Raw genomic sequence first — 19237 nt, forward strand, 5'->3', positions numbered from 1 at the left:
AGGGTTTTTGTGAATATTTTTGTTCAGTGGATGACAACTCTTTTAAAGTGGTTATATGATATAACTGCTCTTATTGGAATACCGAGTTATGGTATTGCCATTATTCTCTTAACGATAATTATCAAATCGATTATTTATCCTTTAACATGGAAACAGATGGCTTCTATGCGGAAAACTGCGGATTTACAACCAAAGATGCAGGAAATTCAGAAAAAGTTCAAAAATGAACCGGAAAAAATGAATGCCAAGGTAATGGAGCTCTATAAAGAGAATAACGTTAATCCGGCAGCCGGATGTTTACCGCTTATTATTCAACTCCCAATATTCTGGGCACTATATAAAACATTAGCCAGTTTTGGCAATTATATTACCGATCCAAGCCAAGCCCAATTTTTATGGTTTAACCTAACTCTTAGTGATAAAACTTTTATTTTACCCATTTTATCGGCGGCAACGACTTTCCTGCAAACAAAACTTACGACGGCTGCTACCCCTTCGGCAGGTGATAATTCCAGTGCTGCGGCGATGGCTTCAACCCAAAAATCGATGATGTACATTATGCCGCTATTTATGGGGTATATTACGTATACTGTTCCGGCGGGTCTCGGATTATATTTTGTTGTTATGAATGTTGTTTCTGTATTTCAACAACTTTATATCAATCGCAAGTTAGAAAAGGAGAAAGAAAAAGCTGCTGCCTAAGATGGAGGAACGTGAGGGAGGATTTCCATGAGAATAGCTGAGAAAACAGGAAAAACTGTGGAAGACGCTATTGAAGCTTGTCTTACGGAATTAGGAGTTAAACGAGAAAATGCCACGATAGAAGTTTTAGAAGAACCCGTTAAAAAAGGACTTTTTGGTTTATTAGGAACGAGTTTAGCCAAAGTAAGAGTATCCTATGAAGATGATCCGGGTATTCTTGCTTGTCAGTTTTTAGAAGAAGTCTGTACAGCAATGGGCGTTCAGGCTGAATTTAATTCAGGGCAAAAAGATAAGCAACGGTATGTTAATATTACGGGTTCCGAATTGGGAATTTTGATCGGAAGAAGAGGAGATACTCTCGAAGCTTTGCAATTTCTTACGAATTTAGCTGTTTCGAAAAAAATGTCCGAGAAAATAAGGATCCTTGTTGATGTTGAAGGCTATCGACAAAGACGTGAGGACACGTTAATTAGTTTGGCTAAGCGATTATCTGAGAGAGTGAAAAGAACGGGAAATCGAGTAGTCTTAGAACCGATGAACCCCCATGAACGTAGGATTATCCATACTGCGCTTCAAGATGATTCACGAATTTCCACGTTTAGCGAAGGAGAAGAGCCCCATCGCCGGGTCATTATTTCTCTAAAAAAGACAAAAGAAATTTCTTGAGGGGCTTTGCCCCCTTTTTTTGTTTTATACTCTATTTATTGGGAGCGATTTGAGTGGATGATACAATTGTCGCCTTGGCTACCTCTTTAGGAGAAGCGAGTATCCATGTTATTAGACTCAGTGGTCCAAAAGCTTCGGAAATAATCAATCACTGTTTTTTGCCTAAAAATAAAGAGCGTTGGGTTCGTCATGAAACATATACTCTGTATTTAGGAAAATTCAGAGATCAGGATAGAATTATTGATGAGGTTTTAGTGAGCAGAATGCTTGCCCCGAATTCTTTTACCGGGGAAGATGTCATTGAAATTAGTTGTCATGGCGGTTTGTTTGTTGCTCAAAAGATATTGGAAATATGCTTAAAAAATGGTGCACGCCTTGCCGAGGCCGGTGAGTTTACAAAAAGGGCTTTTCTCAATGGTAAATTAGATCTTATTCAAGCGGAGGCAATTATTGATTTAATTTCGGCTAAAAATGATGCATCAGCAGATTTAGCACTCTCGCAGCTGGACGGAGGGTTATCCGCTAAAATTGCAGCCTTGCGTGAGTCCGTTTTGGAAATATTAGCGTTTATTGAAGCAGGTATTGATTTTCCCGAAGATGATGTTGAGGAACTCGACAGAGATGCCTTAGAATCCCGAATAGATCGCGGAATTAAACAAGCCGAGGATTTGTTACAGGGGAGCAAAACAGGTAAAATCTTGCGCGAAGGTTTATTGACTGTAATTGTCGGTCAACCTAATGTAGGTAAATCGAGTCTTCTTAATGCTTTAATGCATGAAGAGCGTGCTATTGTTACCAATATACCCGGGACAACACGGGATGAGATACGTGAGTCGGTAAATGTTGGCGGAATTTTATTACAGCTTGTAGATACTGCGGGAATTAGAAAAAGTGAAGATTTGATTGAAAAGATTGGAATTGAGCGGACCCGGAAGGCTGTTGAAAAGGCGGAACTCATTCTCTTGATTATCGAGGCGGGAAAAGAATTATCTAGTGAAGAGAGAGAAATTATTGAACGTTTTTCAGAACGCATTATTGTTTTATTAAATAAAGTTGATCTTCTTGAAAGTATGCCTAGCGTATCTCCGTTAAAACAAGAAGTTTGGATTCCTTTTTCGGTGCAGAAAGAAATGGGTTTTGATTCTTTAGAAAATGAAATAAGAAGACGTGTATTTTCGGGAAGAAGTGAACAATCCAAGGAACCCTTGTTGTCTAATGTCCGTCAAATAACTTTATTAAAGAGAGGATCAGAGAGTTTACAGCAAGCACGTTCGAGTTTAAGAGCGGGTATCCCTTGGGATATTATTTCAATCGATATACGCGAAGCCTTAGAGGCTATCTCAGAAATTACGGGGCAGAGTGTTCAGGAATCACTGCTTGATGATATATTTACTCGATTTTGTATAGGAAAGTAGGTTAAATCGTGGAATATCAGGCTGGAAGCTATGATGTGATCGTTGTGGGTGCGGGTCATGCTGGGTGTGAGGCAGCCTTGGCTTCTGCACGCTTAGGATGTAAAACCTTACTTATTACTTTATGTTTAGATACGGTTGCTCACATGCCGTGCAACCCCTCATTGGGAGGTCCGGCAAAAGGTCATTTAGTCAGAGAAATTGATGCGTTAGGCGGTCAAATGGGGATTGTTGCAGATGAGACATCTCTGCAGGTTCGGATGCTTAATACAGGGAAAGGCCCGGCGGTTCATGCTCTTAGGGTGCAATCGGATAAGCAGGCTTATTCTCATCGAATGAGAGATGTCCTTATGGCACAACCCCGATTGAGTATTATCCAAGCCCTTGTTGAAAATATCAAGGTTGAAGATGGGAAAATTGCCGGTGTCTTAACCCGAACGGGAGCTTATTTTCAGGCCAAAAGTCTCGTGCTCACAAGCGGAACGTATTTGCGGGGTCGTATTATTATTGGTCCAACGAAGTATGAAGGGGGTCCGAATGGGCAGCAAGCTGCTGTGAATTTGACACAGGGGCTGAAGGATCTGGGAATTGAACTCGGACGTTTTAAGACGGGAACTCCCCCGCGTATCCATCGGCGTTCGATCGATTTCAGCAAGTTCAAAATCCAGCCGGGTGATGAGATTCCGTGGAGATATTCCTTTATGCCGACGGAAAGTATTTTTTGGGGAAGAGATCCTCAAAGGCAGGTTCCCTGTTGGTTAGGTTACACGACGCCGCATACTCATGAAATTATCACAGAAAATCTATATCGTGCTCCGCTTTATTCCGGAGAGATAGAGGGTATTGGGCCTCGCTATTGCCCATCAATCGAAGATAAGGTCGTACGTTTTGCCGGTCGTCCCGCCCATCAGATTTTTTTAGAACCTGAGGGCTGGAATAGTGACGAAATATACATCGCCGGGCTTTCTACCAGTATGCCTGAGGATGTGCAATATGACATCCTAAGAAGTATTCCGGGGCTTGAAAATGTAAATCTATTGCGACCGGGATATGCTATTGAATATGATTATGTGAAACCTCATCAGCTTTCTCTAAGTTTAGAAGTACGAAAACTTCCCGGGCTATTTACCGCAGGTCAGCTTAATGGAACATCAGGTTATGAAGAAGCTGCAGCTCAAGGATTATTGGCGGGTATCAATGCTGCGTTAAAGGTAAAAGAAATGGATCCTTTTATTATTCGGCGTTCGGATGGTTATTTAGGGGTACTTGTAGATGATCTTGTCAATAAAGGGGTGAAAGAACCCTATCGATTACTGACTTCAAGGGCGGAATATCGCTTGGTTCTGCGACAAGATAATGCTGATTTAAGACTTACAGAGCGTGGTCGGCGTATAGGTTTAGTCGATGATGAGCGTTGGCAGCGATTTGAGCAAAAGCGCGAACAACTTGAAAAAGTTAAATCATTGTGGCATGAAACCGTTTTTTCACCGCTTAATCAAAATTTACAAGATGTTTTGAATTCCGCTAATTCAACTCCTGCTAAAGGTGGACTTAGTGTCGAAGAATTAATTCGTCGTCCGGAAATATCCGTTCAACAAATTAAAAAATTGATTCCTGAAATAGAAGAATACGAAGAAGAGGTCCTTCAAGAAGCAGAAATCGAAACAAAATATGCGGGTTATATTGAGAAGCAGTGGTTTGAGATTGAAAGGTTTGCCAAGATGGAGGACCGTATTATTCCCTCTAATATTCAATATGATGATATTATAGGTTTATCAACCGAGGGAAGACAGCGTTTGAAAGAAGTATATCCCGGAAATCTTGGTCAAGCTTCACGAATTACCGGTGTGACGCCGGCAGATATTTCAGTACTTATGGTTTATTTAGAGCAGAAACGTCGGGGAGTGAAAAACGGTGATTGCTGAACATCTTTCTGCTTTCAGAGATTTAGTTAGTACGATAATCGAAATAAAATTATCCGATACTCAGCTTGAACAGTTTTCACTCTATGGGGATCTCTTAGTCGAGTGGAATGAAAAAATGAATTTAACGAGTATTACCGATCCCCAAGAGATTATCGTGAAGCATTTCCTGGATTCTTTAACATTGACTCCATGGGTGCAAGGGGATAAGGTTGTTGATATTGGGACAGGAGCAGGTTTTCCGGGTGTCCCTTTAAAGATATTTTATAATGATAAAAGTTTTACGCTAGTGGATTCTTTAGCTAAGCGGTTAGATTTTTTGCAGGCCGTTATTATGAAACTCAATTTAGATTGTGTTACTACTATTCATACTCGTGCTGAGGATTTCGGAAGAAATCCTCAGTATAGAGGACAGTTTGATACCGTTGTTTCAAGAGCGGTAGCGCGCTTGCCGGTATTGTTAGAATATGCTCTTCCTGTTTTAAATGCAGGGGGAGTATTTCTCGCCGCTAAAGGCAGTCAAGCGGAAGATGAAGTTAAGGAATCGGCAAATGCTTTAGAGGTTCTCGGTGCTCAAGTTATTGATATCAAAAAGTTTAATCTGGGAGAAGAGGCCGAGCATCGATCAATTATTATCATTAAAAAGATCAAAGAAACGCCTCGGCAATATCCCCGGAAAGCCGGAACTCCCGCTAAAAATCCTCTCTAAATCAACTAAACCTCAGAAACGTGCTTGATAGTTCCATCGGAACTATCGGCAGTTAAAACTCCATCTGCAGTAAGTTCTCTTTTACGAAACACGGTTAGCGATTTGCGGTTAATCGTGTTTTTGTTTTTAAAACTATTCTTAAAGCCTAGTTTTATGAGTTGTGATTTGATACTATAGAAATTAAGGAATTTTTGCAGATCAGTTTTATGATAAATTTGAAAGGGGGGATACTTTTGACCAGGATAATTACTATTGCGAATCAAAAAGGCGGAGTGGCTAAGACGACCACAGCTGTAAATTTAAGTGCATGTTTAGCCGGTTTAAATAAAAAGGTTCTTCTTCTTGATCTTGATCCACAAGGTAATGCGACAAGTGGTTATGGTATCAATAAGGAGAAGTTAAAATACTGCATCTATGATGTTCTTATTAATGATGTACCTATAGATCAGATTATATTGAAGACCGAGATTAAGAATTTAAGTGTCGCTCCGGCAAGGATTGAGTTGGCAGGGGCAGAAATCGAGCTTGTCAATCTTCATGAACGGGATAAGAAATTAGCCGTTGCGTTGAAGAATATTAGTCAAAATTACGATTTTATTATCATCGATTGTCCGCCTTCATTAGGTTTGCTGACTTTAAATGCCCTTGGTGCAGCTACAGATATCTTAATTCCTATTCAGTGTGAATATTATGCACTGGAGGGTTTAACTCTTTTAATGAGTACACTTGAACGTGTCAAGAATGGACTGAATCCTCACCTAAATACCTTAGGTGTTTTATTAACGATGTTCGATGCGAGAACTAATTTATCGATTCAAGTTGTTGATGAGGTTAAAAAGTATTTCCGAAATAAAGTGTTTAAAACAATAATCCCTCGTAATGTAAGATTAGGGGAGGCCCCAAGTCATGGTAAACCTATCGTACTTTATGATCCTAAATCAAGGGGTGCAGAAGTATATCATGATTTGGCAGAGGAGGTAATGGAGCGTGTCTAAGAAAGCCTTAGGCAGAGGATTGAGCGCATTGATTTCTGAGGATCCCATTCTTGCTGATTCTGGGGTTAAACAAATTAGTGTAGATAAGATTATTCCTAATCCGGATCAGCCCAGAAAGGATTTTGATTCGCAGTCGTTAGTAGAACTATCTGATTCAATTAAAACACATGGCCTTTTGCAACCCATACTTGTTAAGCCACAAGATGATGTATATATTATCGTGGCAGGTGAACGCAGATTACGGGCGGCACAACTTCTTCAGCTAGAACAGATACCCTGTATTGTCCAGGATTGCAGTGAACAAGAGATGGCCGAACGTGCCTTGGTTGAAAATATTCAAAGATCGGATTTATCACCGGTAGAAGAAGGACTGGCATATGCCCGTTTAATGCACGAGTATGGTTTAACTCAAGAACAAATTGCTGATCGAGTCGGTAAGGCGAGAACAACGGTTGCCAATCTCCTAAGGGTGATCCAATTACCGGAAAGAATTTTACAGTTAATACGTGAGGAACAACTATCTTTAGGTCATGCGAAGGTTTTATTAGGAATCAAGGATACTTCCCTTCAGGTATTGCTTGCCGAAAAGACAGCACGTGAGAATATTTCAGTTCGTGAATTAGAGATCCTTATTAAAAGGATGACGAATTCCCCGGTCAAAAAGAAGGATAAAAATAAGGATACTAATGTTTTAGCTCCCGTTGAGGATAAATTGAGGTCATCTTTTCAAACAAAAGTTAGGCTAAAAGGTAATACTCATAGAGGCAAGATTGAAATTGATTTTTTTTCGGAAGAGGAGTTAAATCGCCTTTTGGAGCTTTGGCATATAGAAATTGAGTAGTTATTTATTATTGGCTTATTTATTTTAAGTCGGTATTTTGAATAATGTTCCACGTGGAACATTATTTTTGTATCGTTAGCAGTAGTCTTTCCATATAGATTGCGGCGGAATATTAAAAGCATTTTTATGGACAACAATGCATTTGCTAAGAGCATGACTTTTTACAGAATGGTTATTTTAACCGATAACTAACTGCCACCTGGGGTTTCCTTTCTTGAATCGCGAAAACACCAAAATTGCTTTAAACGGAAATGTAAAAATGCGTATTTAAATCAGGTAGGGATAACAAAACTTTGCAGGGCATTCCCGATTGTGTTCTTAGTTGTGAATAGCTAAAATATTGTTCCACGTGGAACATATATATTCATAATGATAGTCCCTATTTTAAGATTGTATCTATAGTGTTATAATTGAAATCTATGAAGTAAACGTAGCAAACTCTTAAATAAGACATTTTAAATTGTTCCACGTGGAACAGTTTGCATATAAAGTAATTATGAAAATGCTTACTTTGGGTGGAGTTTTGAATTCATCTGAAGTTTAGATGATTTATCCTTGCAGAGGACAATTCACCTAAACTAAAATAGCAGAGCAAGCCAAGCAAGCCAAGCAAGCCAAGCAAGCCAGGCCAAGCCAAGCCAAGCAGAGCAAACAAACAAACTTCCTGTATCAAGGGAATTAACGTCACTTGCCTCATCCTATTCGCTAAAGTTGCTCTGTGGAGATTACGGTTCGGCAAAAACAACCGGGGATGCATAGCCTATCTTTGTACGTATCAGGGCAGAATGTATTAGTTTTTATCGGTTGATAAACTCGAAGTGCAACCAGCGGCTTTGCCTTCCTACGATGAATATGTTTTAATGCGGCAGGATAAGGCGACTAAGGTATCGCTTCGGCGCCAGCCAAGTCTGCTTTATCCTACGATGCATGCTGTTAAGTCTTGCAGGATAAGCGCGACTAGGTAACTGTCTTAGCCTCGCTCGCCACTTACCAAGTCTTCTTTACCCTACGATGCATGCTGGTTAGTTTGGCAGGGTAAGGGCGACTAGGACGTTGCCTCGCTTCGCTCACCACTGACCAAGTCTTCTTTACCCTACGATGCATGCGGGTTAGTTTGGCAGGGTAAGGGCGACTAGGACGCTGCCTCGCTACACTCGCCACCGACCAAGTCTTCTTTATCGCTTAAGGCTCGGCAAAGCCGGGTTTACTCTGCAGTTAGCGCCGCGGGCGAAAACCCCACACGGGCTCTGTCATCGGATACTTTTATACCTAAGAAGTTGAGCCTTAATGGTCATTATTTATCAGATAATAAATTATAAGACAGAGGTTTTAGATTAACCCAATGTTCCACGTGGAACATTAAAGAGTGAAAGTAGGTTAAGATGTGTTAGGTACTATTGTTAATTCAATAGCTATTATTGTAGGGGGATTACTGGGATTATTATTTGGAAATTCCATTCCGGATAAAATGAAAAGCACAATTTTACAAGGATTAGGTTTATCTATCATATTGATTGGCATGAGCATGGCTCTGCAAACAAAAAATACCTTAGTCGTCATTGGTAGTATGGTTATAGGGGGAATAATAGGAGAATGGATCGACATTGAGAAGCAGCTTGAGCGTTTTGGTCAATGGTTGGAAAAAGCGTTAGTCAGGAATAACCATGGGGGGAACTTTACCAAAGCTTTTGTATCTTCAAGCCTTATCTATTGTATAGGGGCTATGGCAATTATGGGTGCATTAGAAAGTGGATTAAAGGGCAATCATGAAATTTTATTTGCTAAAGCGATGCTAGATGGTATTTCAGCTATCGTATTTGCGTCTTCAATGGGAATAGGGGTTATCGCATCTGTAATTCCTGTATTCATTTACCAAGGGGGCATAACGTTATCAGCAGGACTCCTTCAGGGAATACTATCTACTCCGGTGATCACGGAAATGAGCGCAACAGGAGGCTTGTTAATTGTTGGAATAGGTTTAACTATTCTTGAGATTAAAGAGATAAAAGTAGGAAATCTTTTACCGGGTATTTTTATCGCTATCCCTTTAACCATATTATCTAGCTACTTTAAGATTGGCGGTTAGTTATCGGATAAAAGTTTACGCGGGAGGAAAAAGTTGTGGATATAATCAATAGTATTTCAATAACCGAGTGGATAGTATTAGGGGTGGGTATCCTTGCCATTATTCCATATTTCATTATATTTAACCTGAAAAAACGATTAAAAGAATTTGAAAAAGCTCACATCGCATTACAAACATTTATAAGCGGAAAAACACTGGATGAACTTCTTGAAAAGTATTTGAAAGAAGTTGAGAATACAGAAGGTCAAATCAAAAATCATAATTTACGACTTGAAAAAGTCGAAGGAAAACTTCGTAAATCTGTTGACTGTGCGGAATTAGTTCGATTTAATGCCTTTGAGAATATGGGAGGCGACCTAAGTTTTGCTCTAGCCCTTCTTAATCAAGAGGGAGACGGAGTTGTTATCTCTTCTATCAATGGCCGTGAAGAATCGCGTGTTTATGCGAAACCTATCACATCAAGTCAATCTTCCTATCACTTATCCGATGAAGAAAAACAAGTGGTTAAGAAGGCTCAGGATACATTACGTATATGAGTTAGGATATACGAGAACGAATATAAGCCTTCGATAAAATATCGCTCATCCTTTCAGCCATATTCCAAACCAAATTGAGACGCGTATTTTGAAGTACCATATACTCCATAAAACCGCCAACATTAACAATACCGGTTAAATGGGCCTCCCCTACTGAGGGGAGGTCTTTATGTACGCCTGCACCGGGCTTTAAAGGACCATTAGAAAGAGTAATATTCCCTACAGAGTCCATTTTTCCGAGACAAGCATCAATAGCAACAATATAGGGGTTATTATAGCAGCTTTTGATATAATTTAGGTTTTCCACAAGGTTAGTTGCATGGACAGGCTGATCAAGTGTTCCTAAAATATTCAATTGTGGAAGACCAAGCCGGCTCAAATATGTACCCGTGAGTGGACCCAGTGAATCACCTGTTGATCGGTCCGTGCCGATACAAAGAATAATTGGAGGGCGGTGATGAGAAGAAGAAAAGTAATTTGTTAACTTATCGATGAGAAGATTAGTAGCTAGTGTATCATCAAAATGAGCTTTGACTTTTTGTTGCTCTGAGAAAACTGAAAGAAGGCTCATTAAATACCTCCGGTAAATCATCTTAAATTAATATTCAAATTAATATTCACCTAAATTATTCCCTCCGATTGATCTTTTTATGCATGTTAAATATGAAAAAGCATATGGATTGGCAGGGGGGATTTTATGAGATGGAAAACCGCTTTTCAAGTCGCCGCCACGTATGTGGGTGCTGTCATGGGGGCCGGGTTTGCGTCAGGCCAAGAAATCCAACAATTCTTTGCAAATTTTGGTTATTGGGGAATGATAGGGATAATCCTGAGTGCCAGTCTCTTTGCGGGATTAGGGTATATAATGATTGATCTTCAAGAAAGATGGAGAGTGCGGACATATACTCAATTCTTTGAAAAGTTATTGGGTCCGAAATGGGGGCCAAAAATAGATATCCTTGTCAGTATCTTATTGCTGATTGGGATGATTGCCATGATGTCGGGCGCAGGTGCCCTTTTTAAACAGTACTTTGGTTTAAGTACATGGCTGGGAATCTTATTGACGGCGGTTGTCATAGGATTAGCTCTATGGTTTAAGGGGGAAGGTGTGCTTTGGATTAATAGTGTACTTATTCCCCTTAAATTCATATTTTGCCTGGGAATAGGTCTGCTTGCGATATTATGGGGAACCCAAGGTGACGGCGAAGGTGTAACTCAATCCATGAACCCATTGATTCAAAACTGGGTTGTCTCGGCAATTTTATATGTATCATTAAATATAACGCTTGCTATGGTTGTATTTGCTTCACTTGGGGCGGAAGTACAAAGAAAAGGGGCAAAACAAGGTGCTCTTCTGGGTGGAATAGCGCTGGGAGTATTCGCAGCAGTTATCGGAGGAGCATTAATTCGTTTTCCGGAAGCCGGAGGCTTAGAAATTCCAATGGTCGCCATTGCCGGGAAGTTGGGCAATTGGCCGGCATTCTTCTATGTAGTTGTTCTATGGTTAGCGATGATAACAGCCGCAATAGGCAATGCGTTCAGTTTAGTGACAAAAATTGTAGGTGCAGGAAAAGTAAATTATCGTCTGGTTGCTCTAGGCTTACTTCTATTAACTATTCCTTTAGCAGGAATAAAATTTTCCTTGATTGTTAAGCTCGTATATCCAGTATTTGGTTATTTGGGTCTCGTATTTTTGCCCTTGCTTTATATGAGGTGGCGTAAAAGTTAGGTGGTATAGCAAAGGATTATTAAGTCCATCGTCTCTTGCTTTATATAGGTGGCGTAGAAGTTAAGGTAAGAATCTCAGACAGCTATTGCCGGTTGACAGGGTTTTGGATAAGATATCCATAGAGCGTAGTTAAATACCAAATGGACAAGGGGATTAGCAATGAATGACAGATATTATTTGATAGGAACAGCAGGACATGTTGATCACGGTAAAACCGAACTCATTCGGGCTTTGACCGGAATTGAAACGGATCGACTTAAGGAAGAAAAACAAAGAGGAATTTCTATAGAACTGGGATTTGCATCCTTAAAGCTGGCGAGCGGCCGTGAAGTTAGCATAATTGATGTCCCCGGCCATGAACGATTTATTCGGCAAATGTTGGCCGGAGCAACCGGCATGGATGGGGTCCTCCTTGTTATTGCCGCGGATGAGGGAATTATGCCGCAAACGCGGGAGCATCTAGATATCCTAACCTTGCTTGGAGTATCTCAGGGAATTGTCGTCATTAACAAGATTGATCTTGTTGATGATGAATGGCTTGAATTGCTCCAAGAGGAGGTTCGGGAAGGGTTAAAGGGAACAATATTTGAGAATGCTCCGCTCTACCCTGTTTCGGCTCATACCGGTGAAGGAATAGCAAAATTAAAAACAGGGATCGATCAACTCATTACCGAGGCCGAAAGCAAAGGTGCTACAGGCCCCATTCGCTTACCGATTGACCGTGTTTTTAGTATTCAGGGTTTTGGAACCGTCGTCACAGGGACGCTTCACAACGGAACAATACGGTTAGGCCAGGAAGTGGCTGTAGAACCGGGTCACCTCTTAAGCAAGGTTAGGTCCCTGCAAGTTCACAACGAAAAAGTAGAGAAGGCATTTGCCGGTCAGAGGGTGGCTATAAATCTCTCCGGAGTTAACGTTGATGAGGTAGAAAAAGGGGCTGAAGTAATATCACCCGGGGCATATCCCGTGGGTAATATCCTTGATATAAAGCTTAAAAATTTATCGTCCACAGATAAATCCATTACTCAAAGGCAAAGGGTACGTTTTCATATCGGAACAGTCGAGGCTTTAGGGAGAGTGCATCTTCTTGAGCATGAAGAACTTCTTCCCGGTGAGGAAGGCTATGCCCAAATTCTTCTCGAAGTGCCTGTGGTAGCCGCGGCTGAAGATCGTTTTGTCATTCGCTTCTACTCACCTGCATTTACAATCGGCGGCGGTAAAATTCTTGGGGTCGCCGAGTATAAGAGGAAGCGATTTAAGGAAAGTGACTTAGAACAATTAAAGATAAAAGATCAGGGCGATCCCCTTGTTTTACTTGAACGCGGCTTAAATGGGCCGCATACAATCGATGAACTCGTGGATTCCTTTCATTGGACGCGAACGGAAATCCAAAAAGGCCTGCGGCAATTGGAAGAATCAGGTCGGGTAGAGATATGGAAGGAAGAGAACAATCTTTTATATTGGGCCCATGAAAATTCTCAAGAGTGGCATGCTAAGCTAAATGAGATTGTGTTAGCATATCAGAAAGAATTCCCTCTGCGGGGAGGAATCAGCCGCGAAGAACTGAAGGTAAAATTGGGCGTGAAATGGACGCAGCGACGTTGGCAGTACATATTGGAAGCAGGCGCTGACAAGGGGTTTTACAGTCTATCGGGAAGCAAGGTCAGATCCGTTGATAAAATTCAACTTCCGGATACCTTGTTACAAAAAATTAATGGTCTGAAGCAGAAATGGCAAAATGCGGGGCTAATGCCTCCTGATCTTGAAGCAGGAGCACAGGAATGCGGAATTCTTAAGGGAGAGAGCCAGGAGTACGCAAATTACTTAGTTGAACAGGGAGAATGGATTTTAGCTTCGGGCATCTACTTTAATCACGGGGCTGTAGATTCTGCTCAAAGAGCCTTAGTTGAATTACTTAAGCAGAAAAAGGAGGCCGCTGTTGGCGATGTAAGAGAACTCTGGGGAACTTCTCGAAAATACACGGTTCCTCTTCTTGAATACTTTGATCAACAGAAGGTAACCAAAAGGCAAGGGGATAAGCGTGTTCTCAGCCTTTAATAAATTAGCCCAACCTGGATTGTATACTGTATCAATTTATACTAAAACAGTTTTAGTTATTGACAGATTGATATATAAAATATAAAATTAAAAATAATTAAAAACGGAATGAATTTGAACAGTCTAAATTCATGGTTGGGAGGAGAAAAATAAAGATGAAAAAGATCTTCACAATGGCAACAGTCGCAGTATTGAGCTTATCTTTACTTGCGGGCTGTGGCACATCCGGTGGAGCGGCAGGCAGCGGCGACACGATTAAGGTGGGCGCTTTGTTTGAGCAAACCGGTGGGGCGGCGCAGTATGGTACTGCAGGTTTAAAGGGTGCACAATTAGCGGTTGAGCAGCAAAATGCTAAAGGCGGCGTATTGAACAAAAAAATTGAACTCAAAGTTGCCGACAATAAGTCTGAACCGGGTGAATCTACATCCCAAGCAACAAGGCTGATTAACTCCGAAAAAGTACAATTTATGCTTGGACCTATGACGACAAAGACACTTAAAGCGATTATCCCTATTGTTACCCAAAATAAGATCCCTCTGGTCACTCCATCGGGAACAGATGCAGCGTTAACCGTAAGCGATGGCAAATTAAATCAATGGATATTCAGGGCTTGCTTCATTGATGATTTCCAAGGTCAGGTTGGGGCCCAATTTGCAGCAGAAACGCTTAAAGCCAAGACGGCGGCTATTATTATCGATACCAACGGTGACTATGCTAAGGGTTTAGGCAAAGCCTTTGAGGATGTCTTTACAAAAGCAGGCGGGAAAGTCGTTGCAACAGAGAACTATGTTGCCGGCGATAAGGATTTTAAACCGATTTTAGGCCGTATTAAAGCCCAAAACCCGGATGTCATCTATATTCCCGGATATTATACTGAAGTAGGTTTGATCGTTAAACAAGCTCGTGAAATGAAAATTACTGCTCCTTTGCTTGGTGGTGACGGTTGGAATGGTGATAAGACCACCGAAATTGCCGGAGCAAATAACATGACCAATGTGTATTACTCTGATCACGTAGCTATGGATGATCCAAGTTTAGTTGATTTTACGAAACAATATAAAGAGAAGTACAATGAAAATCCAACCGGTTTTTCTGCATTAGGATATGATGCGGCAACCATGATGATCAAAGCTTTTGAAGCCGCAGGCAGTACAGATCCCGAGAAGGTACGTACGGCCTTAGAAGGAATTAAAGATCTTAAAGGGGTTACCGGAAATATCACCGTTGATGCGGCAAATCATAACCCAAGTAAGAGTGCTGTAATGTTACAATATAAAGATGGTCAATGGGCTTTTGCTGACAGAGTTGATCCAAAATAATCTAACATGATTCGTTTGAGCCTAGGTCGCTTTATTTTATAGTCCTTAATGGGGCCAAAAATGGAGGGGGTATTGCCCCCTCCTCTTACTATTCTTAATCATTAAGAAGGGAGTGAGAACTTGATGACTCTTGAACAATTTCTTCAACTGATCGTTAATGGAATATCTTTAGGAAGTATTTATGCTTTGATGGCTCTGGGCTATACCATGGTCTATGGAATCATTCAATTGATCAATTTCGCTCATGGGGATGTTCTCATGATTGGAGCTTATGTCGGATGGTTTACGATCACGAAGCTACACTGGTCCTTTGTTCCCGCACTTTTAATTTCAATGTTATGTGCTGCTATTTTAGGGGTATTGATTGAGCGGATTGCTTATAAACCATTGCGCAATTCTTCGAGAATCGCCGCACTTATTACAGCAATTGGCGTCTCACTTTTCCTTGAATCCACCGGAATGCTTATCCTCGGTCCTCAGGTCCGGACCTATCCTCCCGTTTTGCCGGAAACTGTGTATACCATAGGAGGAATTTCTTTTAAATATGGCGATATTATCATGCTTCTGACATCAGTTATTCTTATGGTCCTCCTTCATATCATCGTTAAATATTCAAAAATCGGGAAAGCCATGAGGGCTGTTTCCCTTGATAAAGATGCGGCTTTACTCATGGGTATCAACGTTGATAACACAATTTCAGCGACCTTTGCCATCGGCTCGGCTTTGGCTGCAGCTGCGGGTGTCCTCTTCGGTGTATATTTTAACCAGATTGATCCGTTGATGGGGATTATGCCGGGGCTAAAAGCGTTTATCGCCGCTGTACTCGGTGGAATCGGACTTATTCCGGGGGCTATGGCCGGTGGATTAATTTTGGGCTTGGTTGAGACGTTGGTTTCGGGCTTTGGTGGTTCAATGTGGCGGGATGCCGTTGCTTTCTTAATTCTGATTCTTGTGCTTATCATCAGGCCAAATGGTTTGCTCGGCAAAAATGTCCGTGAGAAAGTGTAGGTGATTGAGATGAAGCACTGGTTTCAAACCAAAAATATGATTGTACTCTTCGGAGTCGTTTTAATCTATGGAATTGTTCAGCTATTGAATTTGAATGATATAATGCCTCCCTTTTTCCAACTCAATTTAATCCTCGCTTGTGTTTATATCATCATGGCAGCCAGCCTGAATTTAATTAATGGGATAACGGGGCAATTTTCCATTGGCCATGCCGGTTTTATGTCGATTGGAGCGTATACTTCAGCTATCGTCACGGCAAAATTAGGCGGGCCACTTTATCTTGCCTTAATCGCCGGGGCATTGTCCGCAGGCATAGCCGGTGTTTTAATCGGCTTGCCAACGCTGCGTCTAAAGGGAGATTATCTGGCGATTGCGACTCTGGGCCTGGGTGAAATCGTCCGTGTCATCTTCATGAATATAGATTATGTCGGAGGAGCTTCCGGCCTTTCCGTACCCAGTACGATCAATTGGACATGGGCTTTTAGCTTAATGGTGATTTCCGTAATTGCGATTCATAATTTCACGACCTCAACACATGGCCGGGCATGCATCTCGATCCGTGAAAATGAGATCGCTGCAGAGGCAATGGGTATAAATTCTACAAAATATAAAGTGCTTGCCTTTGCAATCGGATCTATGTTTGCGGGATTAGCCGGAGGAATTTATGCCAACTACATGTATCTTATTCATCCTTTAACCTTCAACTTCCTCAAATCGTTTGATATATTGGTCATGGTTGTACTGGGAGGGCTTGGCAGTCTTACCGGCAGCATTATCGGTGCCATTGTTATGACATTTACCTCTGCATTGCTTTCCGGACTGTCTGAGTGGCGTTTGGTTATTACTGCGGTACTTATGGTTGTTCTGATGATTTTCCGTCCGATTGGCATAATGGGGACGAAAGAATTCAGCCTCAATTTCTTAGGAAAGAAGGGTGAGAGAAATGACTCTTCTCAAAATAAATAATCTCTCTAAATCCTTTGGAGGCTTAAAGGCCGTTTCTAAACTGAATATTAATATCGAAAAGGGCGAATTGATTGGCCTGATTGGTCCTAACGGTGCCGGAAAAACGACGATATTCAATCTCCTAACCGGGGTATATGTACCGACAGAGGGAGAAATCCTTTTTGAAGAAAAAAATATAGCAGGTCTAAAACCATACCAGGTAACGCACCGTGGAATAGCGCGCACCTTTCAAAATATTCGGCTCTTCGGAGATTTGAGTGTTATTGATAATGTCAAAATTGCTCTTCATCAGCATGCTAAATACTCCACGCTGAGTGCCATTTTCCGTATGCCTTCTTATTACAAGGGCGAGGATGAGATGGAAGCTAAAAGTAAGGAGTTGTTGAAGATTTTTAATCTTCAAGGTCAAGCTCAAGAGATCGCCAAAAATCTGCCCTATGGAGAGCAGCGTCGATTGGAAATCGCACGCGCCTTGGCTACAGATCCTAAACTTTTGCTCTTGGATGAACCCGCTGCCGGAATGAATCCTCAAGAAACTCAAGAATTAACAAATCTGATACGGTTTATTCGCGAAAAATTTCAGTTAACCGTCCTCCTAATTGAACATGATATGTCACTTGTCATGCAGGTCTGTGAGCGTATTTATGTTTTGGATTATGGAATGATTATTGCAGAAGGGGTACCTAAAGAAATTAAATCGAATCCTAAGGTTATCGAAGCTTACCTGGGAGAGGAGGTTGACTAATGCTTGTTCTTCAAGATGTTCATGTTTACTACGGCGCAATTCATGCTCTTAAGGGAATCTCCTTGGAAGTTAATGAAGGGGAGATTGTAACCCTGATCGGTTCGAATGGAGCAGGTAAAAGTACCAGCCTGAAAACAATTTCGGGACTTCTTCGCCCTAAAGAGGGAAGTATAACCTTTAATGGTACAGACCTATCTAGTATTCAGCCCCAGAAAATTGTTTCACAAGGGATCTCCCAAGTTCCCGAAGGACGACATGTTTTCACGAATATGACCGTATTAGAAAATTTGGAGTTGGGAGCTTATCTTCGAAAAGAAAAATCAGAAATAAAAAAAGATATTGAGAAAGTATATACACTATTTCCACGTTTAAAGGAACGCAAAAGCCAGCTTTCCGGTACTCTCTCAGGTGGCGAGCAGCAAATGCTGGCCATGGGCAGAGCATTGATGACTAGGCCTAAATTACTCCTTCTTGATGAACCTTCAATGGGATTAGCCCCAATTTTGGTCAAGCAAATATTTTCGATCATTCAGGAAATTAATAAAACAGGGACAACAGTCCTTCTTGTTGAGCAGAATGCTCATATGGCGCTTTCCATTGCTACGCGTGCTTATGTTTTGGAAACGGGAAAGATTGTCCTTTCCGGAAATGCGGCGCAGCTCGCGAAAAGCGAAGAGGTTAGGAAAGCATATTTAGGCGGTTAACAGAGTGAAAAAAGGAAAAAGGGTATAGAAATAGAATACCTTTTTAAGGGTAAGCAGTAGGATCAGCTTAGGACAAACAAAGGGGGAGATTCCATTGTATGTTAGGCAATTTATGACATCGCAAGTGTTCACGGTTAGTCCGGATGATAACGTCGCCGATACGATGGCCTTGATGCGTGAGAAGAAGATTAATCGACTTCCGGTTGTACAAAAAGGAAAACTCGTGGGTATCGTGACGGATGGAGACCTTCGGGAAGTTTCGCCCTCTCCGGCAACGACGCTGAGTATCTTCGAATTGAACTATCTTGTGGCGAAAACTTCGATTCGGGATGTCGCTGTCAAGAAAGTGATTACGTGCACCCCGGATACAAAGCTTGAGGATGCAGCCGTGCTGATGCGGGATCATGGGATCGGGGCTTTACCCGTTTTGGATCATGAAAAGTTAGTTGGAATTATTACAGAAACGGATATTTTCGATACTTTCTTGGATATGATGGGTTTCCGCAGTCCCGGCGATCGTATGGTTATTGAGACCAAAGATGGAGTCGGCGTGATGGTTGATCTTTCCACGATCATAAAGGATTATGATGTCAATATCACCAGTTTGGCAGTTTATCATCTCAAAGATAACAAGGTGCAAATCTTGGTCCGATTGAATGGGGATCGGGTGAAGGAAGTCAAGAATGCACTTTTAGGAAAAGAGGTAATTGCGATGTTCTAGAAGTCAAGTGGGACAAGAGCTGAGGAGAACGCAAAAATATATTTTCCCCCAAGAAACATGCCATGAAAGGTTATGTTGCCCCACGCTCCAACACTTAATTCCGTAAAAAATAAGCAGG

General features: G+C 41.4%; 18 protein-coding genes. 17 read left to right on the forward strand and 1 reads right to left on the reverse strand.

Annotation, left to right across the window (positions count from 1 at the left end; all coding sequences use genetic code 11):
• Positions 1 to 9 precede the first annotated feature (9 nt).
• From VB077_RS01375 to VB077_RS01415, 9 genes are all read left to right on the forward strand, one after another.
• Positions 10 to 702 carry a YidC/Oxa1 family membrane protein insertase gene (locus VB077_RS01375; protein ID WP_323413413.1) on the forward strand — a complete coding sequence of 231 codons (693 nt, stop codon included), beginning with the start codon at positions 10 to 12 and terminating at the stop codon, positions 700 to 702.
• 27 nt (positions 703 to 729) lie between these two features.
• Positions 730 to 1368, forward strand: a complete 639-nt coding sequence (jag, locus tag VB077_RS01380; RefSeq protein ID WP_323413414.1) for an RNA-binding cell elongation regulator Jag/EloR — start codon at positions 730 to 732, stop codon at positions 1366 to 1368.
• Between the two features lie 53 nt (positions 1369 to 1421).
• The gene (gene mnmE / locus VB077_RS01385) at positions 1422 to 2783 is read left to right on the forward strand and encodes a tRNA uridine-5-carboxymethylaminomethyl(34) synthesis GTPase MnmE (RefSeq protein ID WP_323413415.1); all 1362 of its coding nucleotides are present in this window, start codon (positions 1422 to 1424) and stop codon (positions 2781 to 2783) included.
• 8 nt (positions 2784 to 2791) lie between these two features.
• The gene (mnmG, locus tag VB077_RS01390; RefSeq protein ID WP_323413416.1) at positions 2792 to 4705 is read left to right on the forward strand and encodes a tRNA uridine-5-carboxymethylaminomethyl(34) synthesis enzyme MnmG; all 1914 of its coding nucleotides are present in this window, start codon (positions 2792 to 2794) and stop codon (positions 4703 to 4705) included.
• Positions 4695 to 5411 (forward strand): 16S rRNA (guanine(527)-N(7))-methyltransferase RsmG, encoded by a 717-nt coding sequence (rsmG, locus tag VB077_RS01395; RefSeq protein WP_323413417.1) that lies wholly within the window; start codon positions 4695 to 4697, stop codon positions 5409 to 5411. Before mnmG ends, rsmG begins: the two co-directional genes overlap by 11 nt.
• A 233-nt stretch (positions 5412 to 5644) precedes the next feature.
• A complete protein-coding gene (locus tag VB077_RS01400; protein ID WP_323413418.1) occupies positions 5645 to 6406 on the forward strand; it encodes a ParA family protein in 762 nt (253 codons plus the stop codon).
• Positions 6399 to 7247, forward strand: a complete 849-nt coding sequence (locus VB077_RS01405) for a ParB/RepB/Spo0J family partition protein (RefSeq protein WP_323413419.1) — start codon at positions 6399 to 6401, stop codon at positions 7245 to 7247. The genes VB077_RS01400 and VB077_RS01405 overlap by 8 nt, the downstream gene beginning before the upstream one ends.
• Before the next feature lie 1384 nt (positions 7248 to 8631).
• Positions 8632 to 9333 carry a DUF554 domain-containing protein gene (locus VB077_RS01410; RefSeq protein ID WP_323413420.1) on the forward strand — a complete coding sequence of 234 codons (702 nt, stop codon included), beginning with the start codon at positions 8632 to 8634 and terminating at the stop codon, positions 9331 to 9333.
• Positions 9334 to 9368: 35 nt separating this feature from the next.
• Positions 9369 to 9869, forward strand: coding sequence for a DUF4446 family protein (locus tag VB077_RS01415; RefSeq protein WP_323413421.1), 501 nt, complete (start codon positions 9369 to 9371; stop codon positions 9867 to 9869).
• Position 9870: 1 nt separating this feature from the next.
• On the opposite strand, the gene yyaC is transcribed toward VB077_RS01415, so the two are convergent.
• Complete coding sequence (yyaC, locus tag VB077_RS01420; protein ID WP_323413422.1) at positions 9871 to 10440, reverse strand: spore protease YyaC; 570 nt, start codon at positions 10438 to 10440, stop codon at positions 9871 to 9873.
• A gap of 126 nt (positions 10441 to 10566) precedes the next feature.
• On the opposite strand from yyaC, the gene VB077_RS01425 reads away from it, so the two are divergent.
• The 8 genes from VB077_RS01425 to VB077_RS01460 all read left to right on the forward strand — a co-directional run bounded on the left by VB077_RS01425 (position 10567) and on the right by VB077_RS01460 (position 19119).
• A complete protein-coding gene (locus VB077_RS01425; RefSeq protein WP_323413423.1) occupies positions 10567 to 11598 on the forward strand; it encodes a hypothetical protein in 1032 nt (343 codons plus the stop codon).
• A 159-nt stretch (positions 11599 to 11757) separates the two neighbouring features.
• Positions 11758 to 13656 (forward strand): selenocysteine-specific translation elongation factor, encoded by a 1899-nt coding sequence (gene selB / locus VB077_RS01430; protein WP_323413424.1) that lies wholly within the window; start codon positions 11758 to 11760, stop codon positions 13654 to 13656.
• A gap of 155 nt (positions 13657 to 13811) precedes the next feature.
• Positions 13812 to 14975, forward strand: coding sequence for an ABC transporter substrate-binding protein (locus tag VB077_RS01435; RefSeq protein ID WP_323413425.1), 1164 nt, complete (start codon positions 13812 to 13814; stop codon positions 14973 to 14975).
• A 123-nt stretch (positions 14976 to 15098) separates the two neighbouring features.
• Positions 15099 to 15983: a branched-chain amino acid ABC transporter permease gene (locus tag VB077_RS01440; RefSeq protein WP_323413426.1), complete on the forward strand. Its 885-nt coding sequence runs from the start codon at positions 15099 to 15101 to the stop codon at positions 15981 to 15983.
• 9 nt (positions 15984 to 15992) lie between these two features.
• Positions 15993 to 16949: a branched-chain amino acid ABC transporter permease gene (locus VB077_RS01445; RefSeq protein WP_323413432.1), complete on the forward strand. Its 957-nt coding sequence runs from the start codon at positions 15993 to 15995 to the stop codon at positions 16947 to 16949.
• Positions 16927 to 17694 (forward strand): ABC transporter ATP-binding protein, encoded by a 768-nt coding sequence (locus tag VB077_RS01450; RefSeq protein WP_323413427.1) that lies wholly within the window; start codon positions 16927 to 16929, stop codon positions 17692 to 17694. Before VB077_RS01445 ends, VB077_RS01450 begins: the two co-directional genes overlap by 23 nt.
• Complete coding sequence (locus VB077_RS01455) at positions 17694 to 18398, forward strand: ABC transporter ATP-binding protein (protein ID WP_323413428.1); 705 nt, start codon at positions 17694 to 17696, stop codon at positions 18396 to 18398. The genes VB077_RS01450 and VB077_RS01455 overlap by 1 nt, the downstream gene beginning before the upstream one ends.
• Before the next feature lie 94 nt (positions 18399 to 18492).
• Positions 18493 to 19119, forward strand: coding sequence for a CBS domain-containing protein (locus VB077_RS01460; protein WP_323413429.1), 627 nt, complete (start codon positions 18493 to 18495; stop codon positions 19117 to 19119).
• Positions 19120 to 19237: the final 118 nt, after the last annotated feature.

Origin of the sequence: Desulfitobacterium sp., from assembly GCF_034927245.1 — a bacterium.
In the GTDB taxonomy this organism is placed as follows: domain Bacteria; phylum Bacillota; class Desulfitobacteriia; order Desulfitobacteriales; family Desulfitobacteriaceae; genus Desulfitobacterium_A.

Bases quoted from the DNA above. Each gene is read 5' to 3' on its own strand.
- jag (WP_323413414.1), top strand. From the start codon at position 730: ATGAGAATAGCTGAGAAAACAGGAAAAACTGTGGAAGACGCTATTGAA.
- yyaC (WP_323413422.1), bottom strand. From the start codon at position 10,440: ATGAGCCTTCTTTCAGTTTTCTCAGAGCAACAAAAAGTCAAAGCTCAT.
- VB077_RS01425 (WP_323413423.1), top strand. From the start codon at position 10,567: ATGAGATGGAAAACCGCTTTTCAAGTCGCCGCCACGTATGTGGGTGCT.
- selB (WP_323413424.1), top strand. From the start codon at position 11,758: ATGAATGACAGATATTATTTGATAGGAACAGCAGGACATGTTGATCAC.
- VB077_RS01435 (WP_323413425.1), top strand. From the start codon at position 13,812: ATGAAAAAGATCTTCACAATGGCAACAGTCGCAGTATTGAGCTTATCT.
- VB077_RS01440 (WP_323413426.1), top strand. From the start codon at position 15,099: ATGACTCTTGAACAATTTCTTCAACTGATCGTTAATGGAATATCTTTA.
- VB077_RS01445 (WP_323413432.1), top strand. From the start codon at position 15,993: ATGAAGCACTGGTTTCAAACCAAAAATATGATTGTACTCTTCGGAGTC.
- VB077_RS01450 (WP_323413427.1), top strand. From the start codon at position 16,927: ATGACTCTTCTCAAAATAAATAATCTCTCTAAATCCTTTGGAGGCTTA.
- VB077_RS01455 (WP_323413428.1), top strand. From the start codon at position 17,694: ATGCTTGTTCTTCAAGATGTTCATGTTTACTACGGCGCAATTCATGCT.